This window comes from Bacteroides sp. ET225, assembly GCF_024733745.1.
Lineage (GTDB): Bacteria > Bacteroidota > Bacteroidia > Bacteroidales > Bacteroidaceae > Phocaeicola > Phocaeicola excrementipullorum.
On sequence record NZ_JANRHN010000001.1, the window covers coordinates 14,509 to 33,742 of the forward strand.

Sequence of the window (19,234 nt, forward strand, 5' to 3'; positions counted from 1 at the left end):
ATCAGGAAATTTTCCCCATCTCCACCTTTTTTATACCTTTGCAAAATCAATCGCCCCGAACATGAGAAAACTATTTATTCTATTAACGCTGGCCATGACATGCGGACTTATGGCATGCTCCGGCCACAAAAAGAAAAACAATATGGAAGAAACTACTGTACGTCTGGAAACCACAATGGGAAGTATCACCGTAAAGCTGTATGACGAAACGCCCAGACACCGCGACAATTTCATCAAGCTGGTGAAAGAGGGCATGTACGACAATACGCTTTTCCACCGCGTCATCAAAAACTTCATGATACAGGCAGGAGATCCGGAAAGCAAAACGGCCTCGGACACCGCATCATTGGGAAGCGGCGACGTAGGCTATACCATCCCGGCCGAATTCAATCCGAAGTTCATTCACAAGAAGGGAGCTTTGGCGGCCGCACGCAAGGGGGACGAAGTGAACCCGAAGAAAGAATCGTCCGGATGCCAGTTCTATATCGTGACGGGGCAGGTGTTCAACGAAGAGCAGCTGCTGGACGTGGAGCAACGCATGAAAGACGCACGGCTGACAAACATCTTCAACTCACTGGCTCAAAAACACATCAAGGAAATCTACAAGATGCGCCGCGCCGGTGACAACGACGGACTGATGGAACTGCAGAACAAGCTGGAGGAAGAAGCATACAAGGTTATGGAAAAGGAAGAACCCGTAAGATTCACTCCCGAACAGATTCAGGCTTATACGACAGTCGGAGGTGCGCCGCACCTGGACGGCGAATATACCGTATTCGGTGAAGTTGTAGACGGAATGGATGTAATCGACCGCATCCAGAAGGTGAAAACAAACCGGAAAGACCGTCCGGAAGAAAACATCCGCATTCTGAAGGCAACGGTAGAGGAATAATATTGTAGAGGAACGGAATAAAAATGATAGAAGTAAACCATCATACGCTGGATAACGGACTGCGCATCGTACACCACGAGGACAAATCAACCCAGATGGTAGCGCTGAACCTGCTGTACAATGTAGGAGCGCGCGATGAAGACCCCGAACATACGGGATTCGCACACCTGTTCGAGCACCTCATGTTCGGCGGTTCAATCAATGTGCCCGACTATGACACGCCGGTACAGAACGCAGGAGGAGAGAACAACGCATGGACCAACAACGACATCACCAACTACTACATCACGCTCCCGCACCAGAATGTGGAAACCGGATTCTGGCTGGAGAGCGACCGCATGCTCAGCCTCGACTTCAATCCCAAAAGTCTGGACGTGCAGCGACAGGTAGTCATCGAAGAGTTCAAGCAGCGCAACCTCAACCAGCCGTATGGAGATGTTTCGCATCTGATGAGAGAACTGGCATACAAGCAGCACCCCTACCGCTGGCCCACCATCGGGAAGGAAATCAACCACATTGCAAATGCCACGCTCGATGAAGTGAGGGAGTTCTTCTATCATTATTATGCACCGAACAATGCCATTCTGGCCGTAACGGGGCATATCTCGTTCGAAAAGACCTTGCAGCTGGCGGAAAAATGGTTCGGCCCCATACCGAAACGCGATATCCCGGCCCGCCAACTTCCCAAAGAAGAGAAGCAGACGGCAATCCGCAGAAAAACGGTAGAACGGAAAGTTCCGGTAAACGCCATCTACATGGCGTTCCACATGTGCAACCGCAAGCATCCGGACTACTACGCATACGACATGATCACCGATGTGCTGTCCAACGGACGCTCATCGCGGTTTGTGCGCTCGCTGATCCAGGAGCAGAAACTGTTCACCGGAATAGACGCCTACATCTCCGGAAGCATAGACGACGGCCTGCTGCAGATTACCGGAAAACCGGCACAGGGAATCACGCTGGAACAAGCCGAACAAGCTATCTGGGAGGAACTTGAACGGATGAAAACCGTTCCGGTAGACGACCATGAACTCGAAAAGGTGAAAAACCGCTACGAAAGTGAACAGATATTCAGCAACATGAACTATCTGAACGTGGCCAACAATCTGGCTTTTTTCGAACTGATCGGGAAGGCCGAAGACATAAATGACGAAGTGAAAAAATACCGTTCGGTCACCGCATCGCAGATACAGCATGTGGCGTCCCGATGCTTCGTCGCTGAAAACTGTTCTGTCCTATATTATAAAGCAGCCGAATGAAACTCAACCACTATTGCTCATTGCTCAAACTGGGTTTGCCCATCATCATCGGACAGATCGGAGTGATTGTGCTGGGATTTGCCGATACGCTGATGATCGGACACCACAGCACGGAAGGGCTTGCCGCAGCAAGCTTTGTCAACAACATGTTCAATCTGGCCATCATTTTCTGCACCGGCTTTTCTTACGGACTGACTCCGGTTGTGGGAAGCCTGTTCGGGCAGAAGCGGATTGACGGAGTGGGACGAGCACTGAAGAACAGCTTGGCAGCCAACACCCTGCTTGCCGTCATCGTCTGTCTGGCCATGGCTGCCCTTTATTTCAATCTGGCCAATCTCGGACAGCCGGAAGAGCTGCTTCCTTTCATGAGGCCTTATTTTCTGGTGCTCCTCGCCTCCCTGCCTTTTGTACTCTGGTTCAATGCATTCAAACAGTTCTCCGACGGCATTACCGACACAAAAGTATCCATGTGGATTCTGCTTGGCGGAAACCTGCTCAACATCATAGGCAACTACATCCTTATCTATGGAAAGCTCGGCTTTCCGGAACTGGGACTGACCGGAGCCGGAATCTCCACACTTGTGTCCCGCATACTCATGGTTATCGTTTACCTGATGCTTTTCTTCGGCACTTCACGCTACAGAATATTCCGCCAAGGTTTTCGCACAGGACGCATCAACAAAAAAGATTTCAGCCTGCTCAACCGCCTGGGATGGCCCATCGCCGGACAAATGGGGATGGAAACGGCTTCGTTCAGCCTCAGCGCCATCATGATAGGATGGCTGGGAAGCACTGCGCTGGCCTCGTACCAGATCATGATTGCCGTATCGCAGATCTGCTTCATGATTTATTATGGCATGGGAGCCGCCGTTTCGGTCCGCATAAGCAACTTCTACGGGCAGAAGGATATAGGAAATGTGTGCCGGACAGCCAATGTCGGCTTTCACCTGATACTGATGATGGTCGTCTGCACTTCCGTTCCCATCTTCTTGCTCCGCCACCATATCGGCGGATGGTTCACCGACAACGAAGCGGTCAGCCTGATGGTAGCGCAAACCATCGTTCCCTTCCTCCTTTACCAGTTCGGCGACGGGCTGCAGATAAATTTCGCCAACGCGCTCCGGGGAATAGCAGATGTCCGGCTGATCATGCTTTTCTCCTTTATCGCCTATTTCCTCATATCCCTTCCGGCAGGCTATCTGTTCGGCTTCGTCTTCAATTGGGGAGTAACAGGCATATGGGCAGCATTTCCTTTCGGACTGACCAGCGCCGGCATCATGTATTATCTCCGCTTCCGGTATAAAACAAGAAAAATGATATAGCCATGTTCTCCACTTCCACTAAAATCATCGTCGGATATATTGTTCTGATCGGCTTGCTGTTCGGAGCCATTGTATATACATTCCAGCAGATGAGCCTGCTGGCCGAACCGACCGGAGTGGAAGAAAACATCAATAACCGGAGGCACATCACACACCGCATCATCAGCAAGCTGTATGATGCGGAGATAACCGGACAAACATTGCGCATCGGCAAACTGGGAGAATACTCCAACTATATAAAAAAGATGAAAGAGGTCAACGCCTCGATCGACTCGCTGGAGGCTATGCTCACCGACACGATCCAGCTGGCACGCCTGGATACGGTTCGAACGCTGCTGAAAAGCAAGCAGTGGAACATGTTTGCCGTTATCGAAGCCATGCAGGACAACCCCACCGATGCCCTCTACCAGCAGGAGCTCGACAGCCTGATCGCCTCGCAGGATTCCCTTCTCAACGCCCCGCACATACGCAGGAAGGTTGTGACGCATCACAACTCATATACAATCCGGCACAAGAAGAAGGGTTTTTTCAAAAGACTGGCCGACGTGTTTGCTCCCAAAGAAGATTCGACACTGGTCAACAACGTCATACAAGAAGAATACACCGATACGCTCAACGAAGTATACAGCCCGGTAGACACAATCACGAACATGCTGGCAGGAATCCAGCATAAAGTGTTCCAGACAAAACAAAAGCAGACACGCATGCTGAACGCGCGCCTCGAACGCCTGCGAATGGCCGGAAACAACCTGAGCCAGCGGGTAAACCAGTTGCTGGAAAACATTGAAACTGACGAGCAGACTGCCTACAAAGCGCGCCTGACACAAGAAAGGGAAATCCGGCAGAAAGCGGCACGCACCATGGCAAACATAGCCATCGCAGCCATCGCCATGGTACTCATATTCTCTATCGTAATCGCTAAAGACATCGCCCGGGGGAATCATTACCGGAAAGAACTGGAAAAAGCCAAGCTTTACGCTGAAAACCTGCTTGTCGCGCGCGAAAAGCTGATGCTTACCATTACGCACGATATCAAGGCTCCGGCAGGGTCAATCATCGGTTACATTGATCTGCTGGTGCGCCTCGTCAAAGACAAAAGACAGCTTTTTTACCTGAACAACATGAAGAGTTCGGCCAAACATCTGCTGGACCTGGTGACTTCACTGCTCGACTATCACCGGCTGGAAGCGGGCAAAATGGATGTACAGCGCATCGCATTCAACCCGAACGAACTATTTGCGCACATTCATAACGGCTTCCTGCTTCTCGCCGAGAAAAAGGGCCTGAAACTTAACCTGAATATAAGATTCAACCCTTCGCTCACCCTGGAAGGGGATCCGTTCCGCATCCGCCAGATAGCGGAAAACCTGCTTTCTAATGCCTTGAAATTCACGGCAACGGGAGAAATCACCCTCAACGCTGACTACAGCAAAGAGGTGTTCACATTCAGCGTCACTGATACAGGATGCGGAATGACGGAACAGGAACAGCAGCGCATCTTTCAGGAATTTACCCGGCTGCGCAGCGCACAAGGACAGGAAGGGTTCGGATTAGGGCTCTCCATCACACGCAAACTGACAGAGCTGCTCGGAGGAGAAATATCAGTCAGCAGTGCCCCCGGAAAAGGCAGCACCTTCCGGGTTGAGATACCGATGCGGCAAACCGAAACGCATGACGCGGCCGAAAAAACAGACTCCCGACAAGAAAACATCCATAAGAAACAACTGCACATTCTCCTCATAGACGACGACCGCATACAGATGAACCTGACAGAAGCCATGCTGACAAGTATCCTTGACAACCACCAAGGAAGCAGCCCCGACATATGCTGCTGCGAACAGCCGGAAGAAGTGTTCAGCCTGCTGCTGTCAGAGCAGTTCGATCTGGTTTTCACCGACCTGCAGATGCCGGCAATGAACGGCATTGAACTGCTGCAACGCATCAGAAACTTAAATGTTGCGCAAGCGAAAACGATTCCAGTCATTGCCATCACCGCCCGAGGGGACATGAATGAATCCGACTTTCAGGCAAAAGGCTTTGCAGGAATGCTTCAAAAGCCATTCAGCCGGCAAGACCTGATGCTGACATTGAAAAAGACGCTCTCAAAAGACGAAACGGCAGACAACGCCTCCCCCTGCCCGGAACATTTCCAAACATCTGCCGGAAAGAATGAATTCAATTTTGCTCCGCTCACTGCATTCTCAGAGAACGACCCAAAAGCCGCACTTGAAATCATGAGCACATTTATCAATGAAACGGAACAAAGTATCCAGAAACTGGCTCAGGCCGCAAAAGAAGAGAACATGGAACAAGCATGCGCCATCGCACACAAGATGCTGCCTACATTCATCATGATCGAAGCGAAAGAAGCGGTCCCGGCATTGCAGTGGCTCGAGCGCAAACGGGGGGAAACAAAATACACGCCCGAAGCGGACAAAGCCGTGCATCTCGTCATCGAACAGGCGCAAAACGCGCTGAACAAAGCTGAAAATGCAACAGGACAGATTGATTGAAAAGAAAAATCGCTATCTTTGTAGAAAGAAACAACTGACACATATATGGCTTCATCTTTATTGATTGTGGAAGACGATCTGACTTTTTCGACCATGCTGAAGACATGGCTTAAAAAGAAGGGGTTTGAAGTAGAAACTGCAAGCACGCAGGCGCGTGCCCGCAAACTGCTTGCAGAACAGCCCTTCGACCTTATACTTTCCGATCTGCGGCTTCCGGACAAGGACGGGATGACGCTGCTGTCATGGCTGCGCGAACAAAGCAACCAGGTTCCGTTCATCATCATGACCGGGTATGCCGAAATTCAAAGCGCAGTGAAAGCCATAAAGGAAGGAGCAACCGACTATATCTCCAAGCCTGTACAGCCGGATGAACTCCTGAAGAAAATAAAAGAAGCAATCAATACAGAACATGCCTCAGCCGAAGAAGAAGAGGCTGGAATCTCCCAACAGAACTTTCTGGAAGGAGAAAGCGAGGCTGCGCACCAATTATATAACTACGTCAATCTGGTAGCACCCACACAGATGTCAGTGCTGATAAACGGTGCAAGCGGCACAGGCAAAGAGTATGTGGCACATCGCATTCACAGGCTCAGCAAGCGTGCCGGCAAGCCTTTCATTGCCATCGACTGCGGATCGATTCCCAAAGACCTGGCAGCATCAGAGTTTTTCGGACACGTCAAAGGTTCTTTTACCGGAGCTTTCAACGATAAGGTCGGGGCGTTTGAAGAGGCAAACGGAGGAACACTTTTTCTGGACGAAATAGGAAACCTGAGCTATGAAGTGCAGGTACAGCTGCTGCGTGCTCTTCAAGAAAGACGTATCCGGCGCATCGGTTCCAGCAAGGAGATTGAAGTAGACGTGCGGCTTATCAGCGCAACCAACGAAAACCTGAAAGAAGCCATCGCCAAAGGAAACTTCCGCGAAGACTTATACCATCGCATCAACGAGTTCACATTGTACATGCCTTCGCTGAAAGAACGGAAAGACGACATTCTGCTATTCGCCAATTTCTTCCTCGACCAAGCCAACAAAGAGCTTGACCGAAACCTCATCGGGTTCGACCAGGAAGCTTGCGAGGCATTGCAGAACTACCCATGGCCGGGAAACCTGCGACAGCTGAAGAACACGGTAAAGCGAGCGACCCTCGTGGCACAAGGCGAATTCATCTCACCGAGGGATTTGGGAGAAGATTTTAACAATGCAGGCCTGACAGATATTCCTGCATGTGCCGACGAACCGCTTCTTCTTCACAACGAAGAACATGAAAAGCAACGGATTCTTCAGGCACTCCAGCACACCAACAACAACAAGAGCAAAGCGGCCATACTTCTGGGCATTGACCGGAAGACATTATACAACAAGCTGAAACTGTATAACATTCCACAATAAAGTGTGGAATATTTCCACAACAGCCAATTGAGGATTCCACAAATTATCCACAAAAAAACGACCATGCCAGTGCAAACAATTCGGACACTTCGCTTGTTATTACTAAATAAAGGAAACAATTACAAGTTGAATAACAAGACGATAAATAGAAAATAAGATATCCGTTGCCAAATAAAGCAAAAGGATGGCACGCTTTGGCACGGAGATTGCATTAAATCATATATACGGAAATTAAAAACAAAACAGTACACAAAAAAGATTAGAACTAGATTTTAAACCCAACCCCATTTAAGAATTGAGAGAATTTAAGCTTTAAGCTATAATCTCTTATAAATGAAGATGCCTATGTGTTAAAGAGAGGAGAACGCTGTGAAGCCTTCTCCTTTCGTCATTCCAGACCGATCCCTTCGAAGCACCGCCAAAGCCCGTCATCGGGAAGAGGAGCCGTCAAATCAATAAGCGCCTTCGAAACCGGATGCACAAATCTCACCCTGCGCGCATGCAGCGATATGCCGCCGTCCGGGTTCGAACGGGGAAAACCATACTTCAAGTCACCCTTGATGGGACAGCCCATTTTCGCCAACTGGCAACGGATCTGGTGATGCCTGCCTGTCTTCAGGTCAACTTCCAGCAAGAAATAATTCTGCGAACAGCCTATCAGACGATAATGAAGCACAGCTTTCTTGGCATTCTTCACTTCCTTGTCATAGGCATACGACTTGTTCTGCTTCTCATTGCGCACCAGATAATTGACCAGCTCAGCTTCTTCCAGCTCCGGACGCTGGCGGACAATGGCCCAGTAGGTCTTTTTCACCTCTCCTTTCCGGAACATCTCATTCAGCCGCTCCAGCGCCTTTCCCGTCTTGGCAAACATCACAAGTCCGCTCACCGGCCTGTCCAGGCGATGCACCACACCCAGAAACACATTGCCGGGCTTGGCATACTTCTCCTTAAGATACTGCTTGACTGTTTCAGAGAGCGGCGTGTCCCCCGTCTTATCGCCCTGAACGATTTCAGACACAGTCTTGTTGACTACAATGATATGATTGTCTTCGTAAACAACTTCCATAAATACTTCGCATATAAACGCAGAAGACGCAAAGACGCAGAGATCCGGTCCCTGCGTTTCTGCGTCCCTACATCAAACAAATGTTCTCAAAAATTACATATTCATGCCACCGTCAACCTGAATAACCTGTCCTGATACATAAGAAGACAAGTCGGATGCCAGGAACAATGCGATGTTGGCCACATCTTCCGGCGTACCGCCGCGGCGCAACGGAATCCGCTTGTTCCATTCAGCCTTCACTTCGTCAGAAAGCTGCGCAGTCATGTCGGTGATAATAAATCCCGGAGCGATGGCGTTTGCGCGGATGCCGCGTGAGCCCAACTCCTGAGCGATAGATTTTGCCAGCGCAATCAGTCCGGCCTTTGAAGCCGAATAGTTGCACTGTCCGGCATTGCCGTGTACGCCTACCACAGAAGCCATATTGATGATGTTTCCGCTTCTCTGACGCATCATGATTGGCGTGCAGGCATGGATAAAGTTGAAGGCCGACTTCAGGTTTACGGCAATAACCGCATCCCATTGTCCTTCACTCATGCGCATCATCAGGCCGTCTTTCGTGATTCCGGCATTGTTCACCAGAATGTCAATCGAGCCGAAGTCGCTGTGGATCTGCTCCACAACCTTGGCGGTTTCTTCAAAACTTGCGGCGTTCGAAGCATATCCCTTCACCTTCACGCCATAAGCGGCGATTTCCTTTTCTGTATTCTGACCGTTTTCATCAATTACCAAGTCTGTAAACGCTATGTTGGCTCCTTCAGAAGCAAACTTCAAGGCAATGGCCTTACCGATACCACGGGCAGCACCCGTAATGATAGCTGTTTTTCCAGTTAATAATCCCATTTTCTTTTTATATTAAAAATTAAACTATAAGTTGTCGCGTCTGTTCTTGCAGCCCAATGCGCCGAAAACGATCTTCGACACATAGCGCCACCCGATTTCATCATCCAGATCGTCGGCGATTTGCCCGCGGATATACGGCACTTCAATACCTTTTATACAATAATGCAGGATATCGGCCATGATATCCACATTGTCGAGATCAAAATAACCGGCATCCTTCCCGTCCTGAAGCACCTTCTGGAAAAGAAGGATTTCTTTATGGTCGAACTCCTTCCTTACAGCCTCAACCTTCCAGATATCCCTGAAGAAGCTTGCCTTCAACGTTCCGTTACGGTAAACGACCATTTTGATGGCCTCGAGATGTGTCATTATCAGTTCCATGATTTTATCGTCGGGGGCCGTATGCCTTTCGGCGGCCTGTTCCATCTTGGTGGAAAGCACTTCAAGCTCCGACTCTACGACAGCCAGATAAATCTGATCCTTGCTTTTGAAATAAGTGTACAAAGTCCGCCGCCCTTTCTTTGAGGCCACAGCAATATCGTTCATCGTCGTCTCTTCAACTCCTTTTTTCGCAAAAAGCTGACGGGCGACATCGACCAATTGGGCTCTCGTTCTCTGTACAGTCATTGTTTATTGCACATAATGATATTGATGTGAGCAAAATTAGTGCTTTTCTTTCTATTACACAAATATAGACACCGCAAATTGGCAAAAAAGGCGAAACCCGAAAGCGCATCCTTCCGCTTCCGTAAAGCAAGGAACGGCATGCCGGCTATTTCTTCATCTCCAGGCTGAAGATACAAATCTCCAACTTAAAGATACATATCTCCAGCCTGAAGACATGCATCTTTAGCCTGAGGATGAAGCTTGCTTCCCGACAAGCCCACGATTCCAGCGTATCTTTTCATGTCAAAAAAACGCCCTGCACAGGTGTCCATAACCGTTTATGAAGAAGCATTGAAAAAATATTGCATAAAAAATTTGTTTTTTCAGAAAAGAAGCCGTACCTTTGCAGCGGATTTGAGAAAGAGTATATATCGCGGAGTGGAGCAGTTGGTAGCTCGTTGGGCTCATAACCCAAAGGTCGTCTGTTCGAGTCAGGCCTCCGCAACCAAAAGTCCGGAAACGGAAAAAGAACTTAACACCGCGGAGTGGAGCAGTTGGTAGCTCGTTGGGCTCATAACCCAAAGGTCGTCTGTTCGAGTCAGGCCTCCGCAACCAAAAGATGCAGAAAGAGCCTCACAAAGGCTCTTTTTTTATTTCACGCAAACAAAAAATAATGTAACTTTGTTGTCATAGACATATAATACAAATCAAATCCTCTTATCATTATGACACGAATTTACTCTAAACTGACCGATTTAATCGGACATACCCCAATTGTACAACTTAACCGGCTGGCGGAAAAACACGGAGCGCAAGCACCGCTGTTCGCCAAAGTAGAATTTTTCAACCCCGGAGGAAGCGTAAAAGACCGCATTGCCCTGGCTATGATTGAAGACGCCGAAAGACAAGGCAGACTGACTCCGGAAGCCGTCATCGTTGAACCCACAAGCGGAAACACTGGTGTAGGACTTGCGTGGATCGCTTCCGTAAAAGGATACAAAACCATTCTGACCATGCCCGAAACCATGAGCATAGAGCGCAGAAAACTATTAAAGGCACTGGGAGCCGAAATCGTGCTGACACCCGGAAGTGAAGGAATGGGAGGAGCCATACGCAAGGCCGAAGAACTGCGGAATTCCATCCCGGGAGCCATCACACTGCAGCAGTTCGAGAACCCGGCCAATCCGGAAGCCCACGCACACGGAACGGCTCATGAAATCTGGGAAGACACGGACGGAAAGGTTAACGTATTTGTAGCGGGCGTAGGAACCGGAGGCACAGTAAGCGGAACCGGGAAAGCCCTCAAGCAACTCAACCCGCATATTGAAATCGTGGCCGTAGAACCGGACAGCTCCCCCGTACTCTCGGGAGGGAAAGCCGGACCGCACAAGATCCAGGGAATAGGAGCCGGATTCATTCCCAAAACCTACAACCCGGATGTTGTGGACAAGATCATACGGGTTACAAACGAAGACGCCATGCAAACCGCCCGCGAACTCGCCAAGACAGAAGGTCTTCTGGTAGGCATCTCATCCGGTGCGGCCGCTTATGCAGCCCTTCAGCTGGCCAAGAGCGACGAATACAAAGGAAAGAATATCATCGCCCTGCTTCCGGACACCGGAGAAAGATACCTTTCTACTGAACTTTTCAGCACGGAAGGATAGCAGCAAACGGCAGGGAGCGTGCGCAATAAACGCACAACGGTCACATATTGCAGGGAGAACAGCAAAAAAAGAGCTGCAAATTTTTCCAAATCAAAAAGAATCAGTATCTTTGCAACCCGAAAACGACCATTGCACACGTTTTTTGTGTTACCAGGAAATAATAACAATAAAAGCATATACAAAAATGAAAAAAGGCATTCATCCTGAGAACTACCGTCCGGTAGTATTTAAAGACATGTCAAACGGTGACATGTTCTTGTCACGCTCCACTTGCGCCACAAAAGACACTATTGAATTTGAAGGCGAAACTTATCCGCTGATCAAGTTGGAAATTTCAAGCACTTCACATCCGTTCTACACAGGTAAAGCTAAGCTGGTAGACACTGCAGGACGTGTCGACAAGTTCATGAGTCGCTACGCAAACCACAAGAAAAAATAAGCAAACCTTTAAAGAAAACAGGCACTCTTGAAAAGGAGTGCCTGTTTTTTTATGCCCGGACGGAACAAAAAAAGACAAAAAAAAGAATGCCATCCGATGATGGCATCCCCTTGAAAGACATTTGAATCTGCCTTTAAGCTTTCACACGGCCCACATACGAACCGTCACGAGTATCCACCTCAATCATTTCGTCTGTATTAATGAACAGAGGTACACGCACGGTAGCTCCGGTTTCAACCGTAGCAGGCTTCGTTGTATTTGTTGCAGTATCTCCCTTCAAGCCCGGCTCAGTGTATGTAACCTTCAGCTGAACTTTCACCGGAAGCTCTGCATAAAGAATCGTTTCAGTAGAAGCGTCAGAAACCACGTCAACCACCATTTCTTCCTTCAGGAAGTCAACGCCTTCAATCTGGTCATGTGCGATGGGCACCTGCTCAAATGTTTCCTGATTCATGAAAATATAATCTTCACCTTCCTTATAAAGGAACTGGTAAGGACGGCGTTCAACACGGACATCTTCCAGCTTTTCACCGATATTGAAACGGCGTTCCAATACATATCCGTCAACCACATCTTTCAACTTAGTACGCATGAAAGTATTTCCCTTTCCCGGCTTTACATGCAAAAAATCAATGCAGAAATACAGCTTTCCGTCCATACGGATAGCTGTTCCGATTTTAATGTCTTGAGCATTAATCATAACTAGAAATCTTTTATATTATTTACTGTGTTAATCGTCTGAATCTGATTTCGAGCGCAAAATTAATCTAAATCAAGAAAAAACGCAAAAAGATTTCAGTAAAAAAGACTTAGCACTTTGATTATTTAAAAAAAGTCACTAATTTTGCAGCCCGAACGTATGGAATAATAACATAATAATATATAGAAAGATGAAAAGAACCTACCAACCCTCTAACAGAAAGAGAAAGAACAAACACGGATTCCGTGAAAGAATGTCTACCGCCAACGGTCGTCGAGTTTTGGCAGCACGCCGCGCTAAAGGCCGCAAGAAACTGACTGTTTCTGACGAATACAATGGCGTAAAAGCTTAAATCCTTTTATTAAAGCTACATCAGGAGCCGCAAGAACATGAGTCTTTGCGGCTTCTTTCTTTTTTACAGCCGCACTGCCCGGCAACACAGACAATAAGACAATAGATAAGAAATAGGAAGCACTAAATTTTACGAATCCACAAACTGCATACAGGCCAAAAGGGCTACCTTTGCAGATAACAACCATTAAAGAAAATAAATTATGAAAAACTGTATTTCATTTTTATCTGCCTGTGCATGGCATCTTTCTGCCTGACAGCATGTACAGACGATGAAGGCAAGCAAAGCTCAGGCACCAATCTGACCCCGGATGAACATAAGGAAAAACTGGAAAATATCGGACTGGAAGTGCTCGGAAAAATCAACCCGGCAGACCATGAAAAGCTGCTCAACGCCATAGACAACTTCGCAAGGCTGGCAGACGACGGGCTGGACATCGAGCGGGACAAAGCAATCCAGTCGGGAGTGAATCTGGCAAAGACGATGGCAAACATTTGCCGCAGATCCAACCCGGGAGAAATGATGAGTTTCGCCAATGCAAAAAGCGATGTGTATGCGGCTGCTCAGTTCGCAAAAATCTATACATATAATAATGGGAACTGGGAAGCAACGGAATCTGCCGACCGGTCGCTGGAGTTTCGCTTCCCTGTAGACAACCAAGATGCAGTCTTGAGAATCACAGCTTCTGAAGAAGAAACGTTTGTAGACCTTCACGATGAAAATGGAATCCATTATGCGGCGTATATTCCCCATACGGCTACGGCTACATTCACACTCGGCGGTGAAACCTTGGCAAACGTGAATGTGGAAACAGATGTGAACAATGAAGCCAGAACAGCCGTTGTCAACTCCACCATGAGTTCCAACAGTTATGAGTTCAGTGCCTTGGTCAATGCTTCCAAAACGGATGCGTCTGCCGATTTCTCTGTCGTCGTAAGAGGGGAAACGCTCATCTCTGGCACCACGCATCTCACCGGAACTGACATGACCGACGGCGACAACATCAGCGACATCGTCGGAAACGACGGCGACAATCTGGAAGACATGTTCAACGGAGCCAACGCGGAAGTCAACATCAACAACCAGGCAATCATCAAAGCTTCATGCTCCAACATAAATGCTTTCGTTGACTTGCTGGAAGATCTCGACAACCGGTATCCTTCATGGGAAGAACAAGAAAGTCAGGAGTACAACGACAAGGTGGCAGCTGCCTATAACAAATATAACACAGCAGAGCTTTACTATACAGACGGCGACAATGTTATCGCCAATCTGAGCATGCAGAGCTATCTGTATGAGGACACCTACAATCCTGAATACAATTATTATGATGTCGAACCGATAATCACATTCGTGTCCGACGAGTCGTCGTTCAGCATCGAAAGCTATTTTGATGACATCAGTTTCAATGACCTGATCAACAGCGCAGAAGATTTGACCGAAGCATACAAAGACTATCTTCAGTATCTGGTGGGATGAACCTCCCGCTGGAGATACGAAACTTTATCGGGGATGTATCAAGACCGCTTGGTGCATCCCTTTTGTTCGCAACCGTTTGGACTGATATCTCATGACAAAAACCGTATTCGCACTTTTGCTGTTCTTTTCCTGCTGCCAGCTCAAGGCCCAGCCTTCTGATACGCTCTATCTCCCCAAAGACACCGTCTATGAGCTGGACGTAGTGGAAATTTCGGCGGTAAGGGACAACAGTATCATGTCGGGAAGGATTGATCTGAAAGCGGAAAACCTCCAGTCTTTGCCGAAATTTCTCGGAACAACGGACATGTTGCGGACCATACAACTGACACCCGGCATACAAACCAGCGGCGAACTGGACGCCGGCCTGTATATCAGGGGATGTGAATCCGGACACAATCAGGTCATGTTCAATGACGTTCCCATTTATAATCCTATGCATCTCATGGGTTTCTTCTCTATCTTCAACAGCGACCACATCTCGTCAAGCTCCATCTACAAATCATACATTTCTCCCCAATACGGAGGACGCCTGTCGGGAACAGTCTGTGTGTCAAGCAAGTCGGAGCAGGCAGAGCGCACATCCGTAAGCGGAACCGTAGGGATACTCTCTTCGCAGGCTACGCTGGAAACTCCCGTCAATGACAAGAGCAGCCTGTATCTTTCGGGCAGAGGCACCTATGTCAATCTGCTGCTGGGCCTGATTGACCTGAACGAAGAAAGCGTCCAGCCCGAGTATGGCTTTCAAGACTACAACCTCACCTACACGGCAAAGCCTACCGAGAAAAGCGACGTGCTGGTGAATGCATTTTTCGGAATGGACGATTTTTCCATCAAAGAATATTATTATCAGGCCAACGGAGGAATTTCATGGAAAAATGCAGCTGTATCCCTGCAATGGACGCAGCAATTGTCCGCTTCCAGCCGCATGGCTCATACGGCCTATTATTCGTATTACGATAATCTTATTGACGTAAACTTTGCCGGAAGCCAGATCCGCTTTCCGTCACGCATACAGGATTTCGGTTATAAAGGGAAGTATCACTTCCGGACAGGGCGATGTTACTGGACGGCAGGAGCGGATTATGTCCGGCATTCCGTCCGCCCGCAATATCCCGAAACACAGGATCTGTTCAGCTCCGCATTGAGCCAGTCAGCAGAGAAAATACAAACTCATGAATATGGCATCTATGCACAAGGGTCATTTCATCTGTCACCACAGATCAGTGCCCGGTTGGGACTGAGGTACAGCGGCTCTATCCAGCCGGGGCATGCTCCCTACCATGGGCTTGAGCCGCGCGTGTCTTTGGAATACGAATGGAAAAACGACCGGAAAATCATGTTCTCCTACACTTTACAGCGCCAGTACATGAATCAGATCGTTGTGTCGGGCATCGGATTTCCCACGGACTTCTGGTTACCAGCCTCCAAGAATATACCGGCACAGAAAGCCCATAGCCTGTCCTTAGGATATTTCCATGCGATAAACGGACGTGACTATGAATTCAGCGTGGAGGGATATTTCAAAAGGCTGTACAATCAGTTTGAGTTCAACGGAGAAATGCTTGACATGGTAAACCAGTCTTATCAGATTGACGAGCACCTCAATATGGGCGACGGGCATAGCTACGGCATAGAATTCATGTTCCAGAAGCATACGGGAAGGCTCAACGGATGGATCAGCTATACATTGGGGCGATCCACCCGGAAATTTCCCGACATAAACGGAGGGAAAACATTTCCCGCAAAGAACGACCGGAGGCACAACCTCTCCGTAGTGACCAACTACAAACTGAACGAGCGGTGGGAACTCTCCGGCATATTCGTTTACGCAACCGGAAGCGCGTTCACGATGCCTGCCGCACTTTATCTGATAGGAGAAAATGCCATCAATGAATATGGGCCTCACAACGGAGCGCGGATGCCGGCCTATCACCGCATGGACCTGTCGGCCAGCTATTGGTTCAAGCGGAACTCCAGAAGAGAGAGCATGATCAATATCTCGCTTTACAACGCTTATGGCCGGGAGAACCCGATATACCTGTCAGTCGGAATCGAGGCAGACAGGGAAAAAGGAAAAGTGCGCATCTCGCCCAAAGGCCAGAGTCTGTATTCGTTTGTCCCCTCAATCAGTTATTCATTCAAGTTTTAGCATGAAAAAGATAAGCCTTAAAAGTCTTCCACTTGTGCTGTCAGCTCTCTGCGGATGTACGCCCGAGTTCGACTTCGGAAGCATCGATTTTGAACCTCAGATCGTAGTAGAGGGATGGATTGAAAACGGCGGAGTGGCCAATGTCTGTCTGACGCAAGCATTGACTATGGATATGGACACAGCCGGAACTTCCATCTCTGACATTGCCATCCGCTGGGCAAAGGTAACGGTCAGCGACGGCCAAACAGAAGAAGTGCTGACAGGAAGAGTAGACAAGAACTATATGCCTCCTTTTATCTACAGAGGAAGCCGCATCAAAGGAGAAACAGGAAAAACTTACCGGCTGAAAGTAGAATATTCCGGGCGTGTGCTTACGGCCAGCACGACAATCCCTCCCGTCACCCCGATTGAGAAGCTGACGGTGAGCAAGTGCACGGACAGCGACACGCTTTATCAGATTGAGCTGAAATTCCATGATGACCCGCTCCAGCAAAACTATTACAAGATATTCACTCAGGTCATTCCTGAAGACACACGTTTTTATCCGGCTTTTATGGGAACCTTTGCAGACAATGTGCTGGAAGACAATACGGGAAGCGTCCGGGCAAACAGAGCCATGAGGCATTCGCATATAGGAAAGTACACTCCTTTCTTTTCGCTCAACGATACGGTCAACGTCAAGCTCACCCAGTTGCCCGAAGAGGGATTCGAGTTCTGGAGCGGCTACGAAAATGAAATCATCAACGGAAAGAATCCGATTTTCCCCAGCTCCACCAACCTGAGCACAAACATTCAGGGAGGAAAAGGCATATGGTGCGGATACGGAAAAGTGATACGCCGCGTAACAATTGCGGACAGCATCAGATAAAAAAAGCGAATCCTAAAAGTTTTTTGTTCAACTTGTCGGATTCGCTTCGCAGTTTAATATCATATCTTGTCCCGAAGCATCCGGCATTCAGTCATACAGCCTTCTGCCCAAGAAACGAAATATCAGTCCTTTATCAGGTCATTGCCCGTCATGTCTGCCGGCTGAGGCATTCCCATGATATGCAGAATAGAAGGAGCAACATCAGCCAGGACACCGTTTTCTACCTTTGCATTCTTGTTGGCTGTCACATATACGAACGGAACAGGGTTCAATGAATGCGCAGTATTCGGAGTGCCATCATCATTCAGCGCATGATCGGCATTTCCATGGTCAGCAATGATGATTACCTCGTAATCATTGGCCTTGGCAGCCTCTACAGTGTCACGCACGCAATTGTCGATTGCAGTCACCGCCTTCTCGATTGCCTCGTAAACACCTGTATGCCCTACCATGTCACCGTTGGCGTAATTTACAACGATAAAATCATATTTCTTTGTATTGATAGCTTCCACAAGCTTATCCTTCACCTCGTATGCGCTCATCTCCGGCTTCAGGTCGTAGGTGGCAACCTTCGGACTCGGAACCAGAATGCGGTCCTCATTGTCAAACGGAGTTTCACGTCCTCCATTGAAGAAGAATGTAACGTGAGCATATTTTTCTGTTTCAGCGATATGCAGCTGCGTCTTTCCATTCTTTGAAAGATACTCGCCCAGCGTGTCCTGAACGTTTTCTTTGGGGAAAAGGATATGCACGCCTTTGAATGAAGCGTCATACGGAGTCATGCAATAATACTGCAATCCCGGAATCGTCTTCATGCCTTCTTCAGGCATATCCTGCTGCGTAAGCACGATAGTCAGCTCTTTCGCACGGTCGTTGCGGTAGTTGAAGAAAATAACGGCGTCGCCTTCCTTGATCGTACCGTCAAAGTTTGCGTTATTGATCGGTTTGATAAATTCGTCCGTAACGCCCTCATCGTATGATTCCTGCATGGCCTGCACCATATCTGCAGCCTGCTTTCCCTTGCCTTCAACCAGCAAGTCGTATGCTTCCTTGACACGGTTCCAGCGCTTGTCGCGGTCCATGGCATAAAAACGCCCTACGATAGAGGCAATTCGTCCGGCAGATTGCGCGCAATGAGCAGTCAGCTGTTCGATAAATCCCTTTCCGCTCTTCGGATCTGTATCACGTCCGTCCATAAAGCAATGGATGAATGTATTGTTTTCCAGACCGTATTCTTTCGCAATATCACACAGTTTGAAGAGATGAACCAATGACGAGTGGACACCGCCATTCGAAGTCAACCCCATGAAATGAATATTCTTGTTATGCTCTTTTGCATAAGTGAAAGCAGAAACCACTTCTTTATTTTTCAGAATGCTGCCGTCAGCGCACGCACGGTTGATTTTAACCAAGTCCTGATATACGATACGTCCTGCACCGATATTCAAGTGACCTACTTCCGAGTTGCCCATCTGTCCGTCAGGCAATCCGACATTTTCACCGCTTGCCTGCAACTGAGAATGAGGATACTCAGCCAACAGACTGTCCCAATACGGAGTCGGGGTATTGAAAATCACATCATCTTTCTTGTGGTCACCACATCCCCATCCGTCAAGAATCATTAATAGTGCTTTCTTTGCCATAATTATTTTGTTTAAAAGTTGAAATCCACTTTATGTTTTCCGACAGC

At 48.3% G+C, this 19,234-nt stretch carries 16 protein-coding genes, 2 tRNA genes and 2 pseudogenes; 14 read left to right on the forward strand and 6 right to left on the reverse strand.

Annotated features, from left to right (window positions below; all coding sequences use genetic code 11):
* Window positions 1-61 precede the first annotated feature (61 nt).
* The 6 genes and pseudogenes from NW212_RS00070 to NW212_RS00090 all read left to right on the forward strand — a co-directional run.
* A complete protein-coding gene (locus tag NW212_RS00070; protein WP_258336633.1) occupies window positions 62-892 on the forward strand; it encodes a peptidylprolyl isomerase in 831 nt (276 codons plus the stop codon).
* A gap of 23 nt (window positions 893-915) precedes the next feature.
* The gene (locus tag NW212_RS00075; protein ID WP_258336634.1) at window positions 916-2,154 is read left to right on the forward strand and encodes a pitrilysin family protein; all 1,239 of its coding nucleotides are present in this window, start codon (window positions 916-918) and stop codon (window positions 2,152-2,154) included.
* Window positions 2,151-3,476, forward strand: a complete 1,326-nt coding sequence (locus tag NW212_RS00080; protein WP_258336635.1) for an MATE family efflux transporter — start codon at window positions 2,151-2,153, stop codon at window positions 3,474-3,476. The genes NW212_RS00075 and NW212_RS00080 overlap by 4 nt, the downstream gene beginning before the upstream one ends.
* 2 nt (window positions 3,477-3,478) lie before the next feature.
* Window positions 3,479-5,989 carry a hybrid sensor histidine kinase/response regulator gene (locus tag NW212_RS00085; RefSeq protein WP_258336636.1) on the forward strand — a complete coding sequence of 837 codons (2,511 nt, stop codon included), beginning with the start codon at window positions 3,479-3,481 and terminating at the stop codon, window positions 5,987-5,989.
* 93 nt (window positions 5,990-6,082) lie between these two features.
* Window positions 6,083-6,319 (forward strand): annotated as a pseudogene (locus NW212_RS15320) (response regulator); the annotation flags it as partial.
* Window positions 6,320-6,436: 117 nt separating this feature from the next.
* Window positions 6,437-7,378: pseudogene (locus tag NW212_RS00090) on the forward strand (sigma-54 interaction domain-containing protein); the annotation flags it as partial.
* 388 nt (window positions 7,379-7,766) lie between these two features.
* Here the strand turns inward: NW212_RS00090 and NW212_RS00095 are convergent.
* The 4 genes from NW212_RS00095 to NW212_RS00110 all read right to left on the reverse strand — a co-directional run bounded on the left by NW212_RS00095 (window position 7,767) and on the right by NW212_RS00110 (window position 10,225).
* The gene (locus NW212_RS00095; protein WP_258336638.1) at window positions 7,767-8,447 is read right to left on the reverse strand and encodes an RluA family pseudouridine synthase; all 681 of its coding nucleotides are present in this window, start codon (window positions 8,445-8,447) and stop codon (window positions 7,767-7,769) included.
* A gap of 93 nt (window positions 8,448-8,540) precedes the next feature.
* Window positions 8,541-9,287 (reverse strand): 3-oxoacyl-[acyl-carrier-protein] reductase, encoded by a 747-nt coding sequence (fabG, locus tag NW212_RS00100; protein WP_258336639.1) that lies wholly within the window; start codon window positions 9,285-9,287, stop codon window positions 8,541-8,543.
* A gap of 24 nt (window positions 9,288-9,311) precedes the next feature.
* Complete coding sequence (locus NW212_RS00105) at window positions 9,312-9,914, reverse strand: TetR/AcrR family transcriptional regulator (RefSeq protein WP_258336640.1); 603 nt, start codon at window positions 9,912-9,914, stop codon at window positions 9,312-9,314.
* A gap of 185 nt (window positions 9,915-10,099) precedes the next feature.
* A complete protein-coding gene (locus NW212_RS00110; protein ID WP_258336641.1) occupies window positions 10,100-10,225 on the reverse strand; it encodes a hypothetical protein in 126 nt (41 codons plus the stop codon).
* Between the two features lie 100 nt (window positions 10,226-10,325).
* On the opposite strand from NW212_RS00110, the gene NW212_RS00115 reads away from it, so the two are divergent.
* The 4 genes from NW212_RS00115 to NW212_RS00130 all read left to right on the forward strand — a co-directional run bounded on the left by NW212_RS00115 (window position 10,326) and on the right by NW212_RS00130 (window position 11,996).
* Window positions 10,326-10,401: transfer RNA gene (locus NW212_RS00115), tRNA-Met, on the forward strand.
* A gap of 31 nt (window positions 10,402-10,432) precedes the next feature.
* Window positions 10,433-10,508: transfer RNA gene (locus NW212_RS00120), tRNA-Met, on the forward strand.
* Window positions 10,509-10,618: 110 nt separating this feature from the next.
* A complete protein-coding gene (gene cysK / locus NW212_RS00125) occupies window positions 10,619-11,557 on the forward strand; it encodes a cysteine synthase A (protein ID WP_258336642.1) in 939 nt (312 codons plus the stop codon).
* 184 nt (window positions 11,558-11,741) lie between these two features.
* Window positions 11,742-11,996, forward strand: a complete 255-nt coding sequence (locus NW212_RS00130; RefSeq protein ID WP_258336643.1) for a type B 50S ribosomal protein L31 — start codon at window positions 11,742-11,744, stop codon at window positions 11,994-11,996.
* A gap of 133 nt (window positions 11,997-12,129) precedes the next feature.
* Here NW212_RS00130 and efp read toward each other — a convergent pair whose 3' ends face one another.
* Window positions 12,130-12,696, reverse strand: a complete 567-nt coding sequence (gene efp, locus NW212_RS00135) for an elongation factor P (protein WP_258336644.1) — start codon at window positions 12,694-12,696, stop codon at window positions 12,130-12,132.
* A gap of 190 nt (window positions 12,697-12,886) precedes the next feature.
* Between efp and rpmH the strand changes: the two genes are divergently transcribed.
* The 4 genes from rpmH (at window position 12,887) to NW212_RS00155 (ending at window position 17,544) form a co-directional block, all read left to right on the forward strand.
* On the forward strand, window positions 12,887-13,048 hold the full coding sequence (gene rpmH / locus NW212_RS00140) for a 50S ribosomal protein L34 (RefSeq protein ID WP_258336645.1): 162 nt from the start codon (window positions 12,887-12,889) through the stop codon (window positions 13,046-13,048).
* A gap of 237 nt (window positions 13,049-13,285) precedes the next feature.
* Window positions 13,286-14,527 (forward strand): hypothetical protein, encoded by a 1,242-nt coding sequence (locus tag NW212_RS00145; RefSeq protein ID WP_258336646.1) that lies wholly within the window; start codon window positions 13,286-13,288, stop codon window positions 14,525-14,527.
* A gap of 91 nt (window positions 14,528-14,618) precedes the next feature.
* On the forward strand, window positions 14,619-16,676 hold the full coding sequence (locus NW212_RS00150; protein ID WP_258336647.1) for a TonB-dependent siderophore receptor: 2,058 nt from the start codon (window positions 14,619-14,621) through the stop codon (window positions 16,674-16,676).
* Between the two features lies 1 nt (window position 16,677).
* Window positions 16,678-17,544 (forward strand): DUF4249 domain-containing protein, encoded by an 867-nt coding sequence (locus tag NW212_RS00155; RefSeq protein WP_258336648.1) that lies wholly within the window; start codon window positions 16,678-16,680, stop codon window positions 17,542-17,544.
* 122 nt (window positions 17,545-17,666) lie between these two features.
* On the opposite strand, the gene gpmI is transcribed toward NW212_RS00155, so the two are convergent.
* Window positions 17,667-19,187: a 2,3-bisphosphoglycerate-independent phosphoglycerate mutase gene (gpmI, locus tag NW212_RS00160; RefSeq protein WP_258336649.1), complete on the reverse strand. Its 1,521-nt coding sequence runs from the start codon at window positions 19,185-19,187 to the stop codon at window positions 17,667-17,669.
* Window positions 19,188-19,234: the final 47 nt, after the last annotated feature.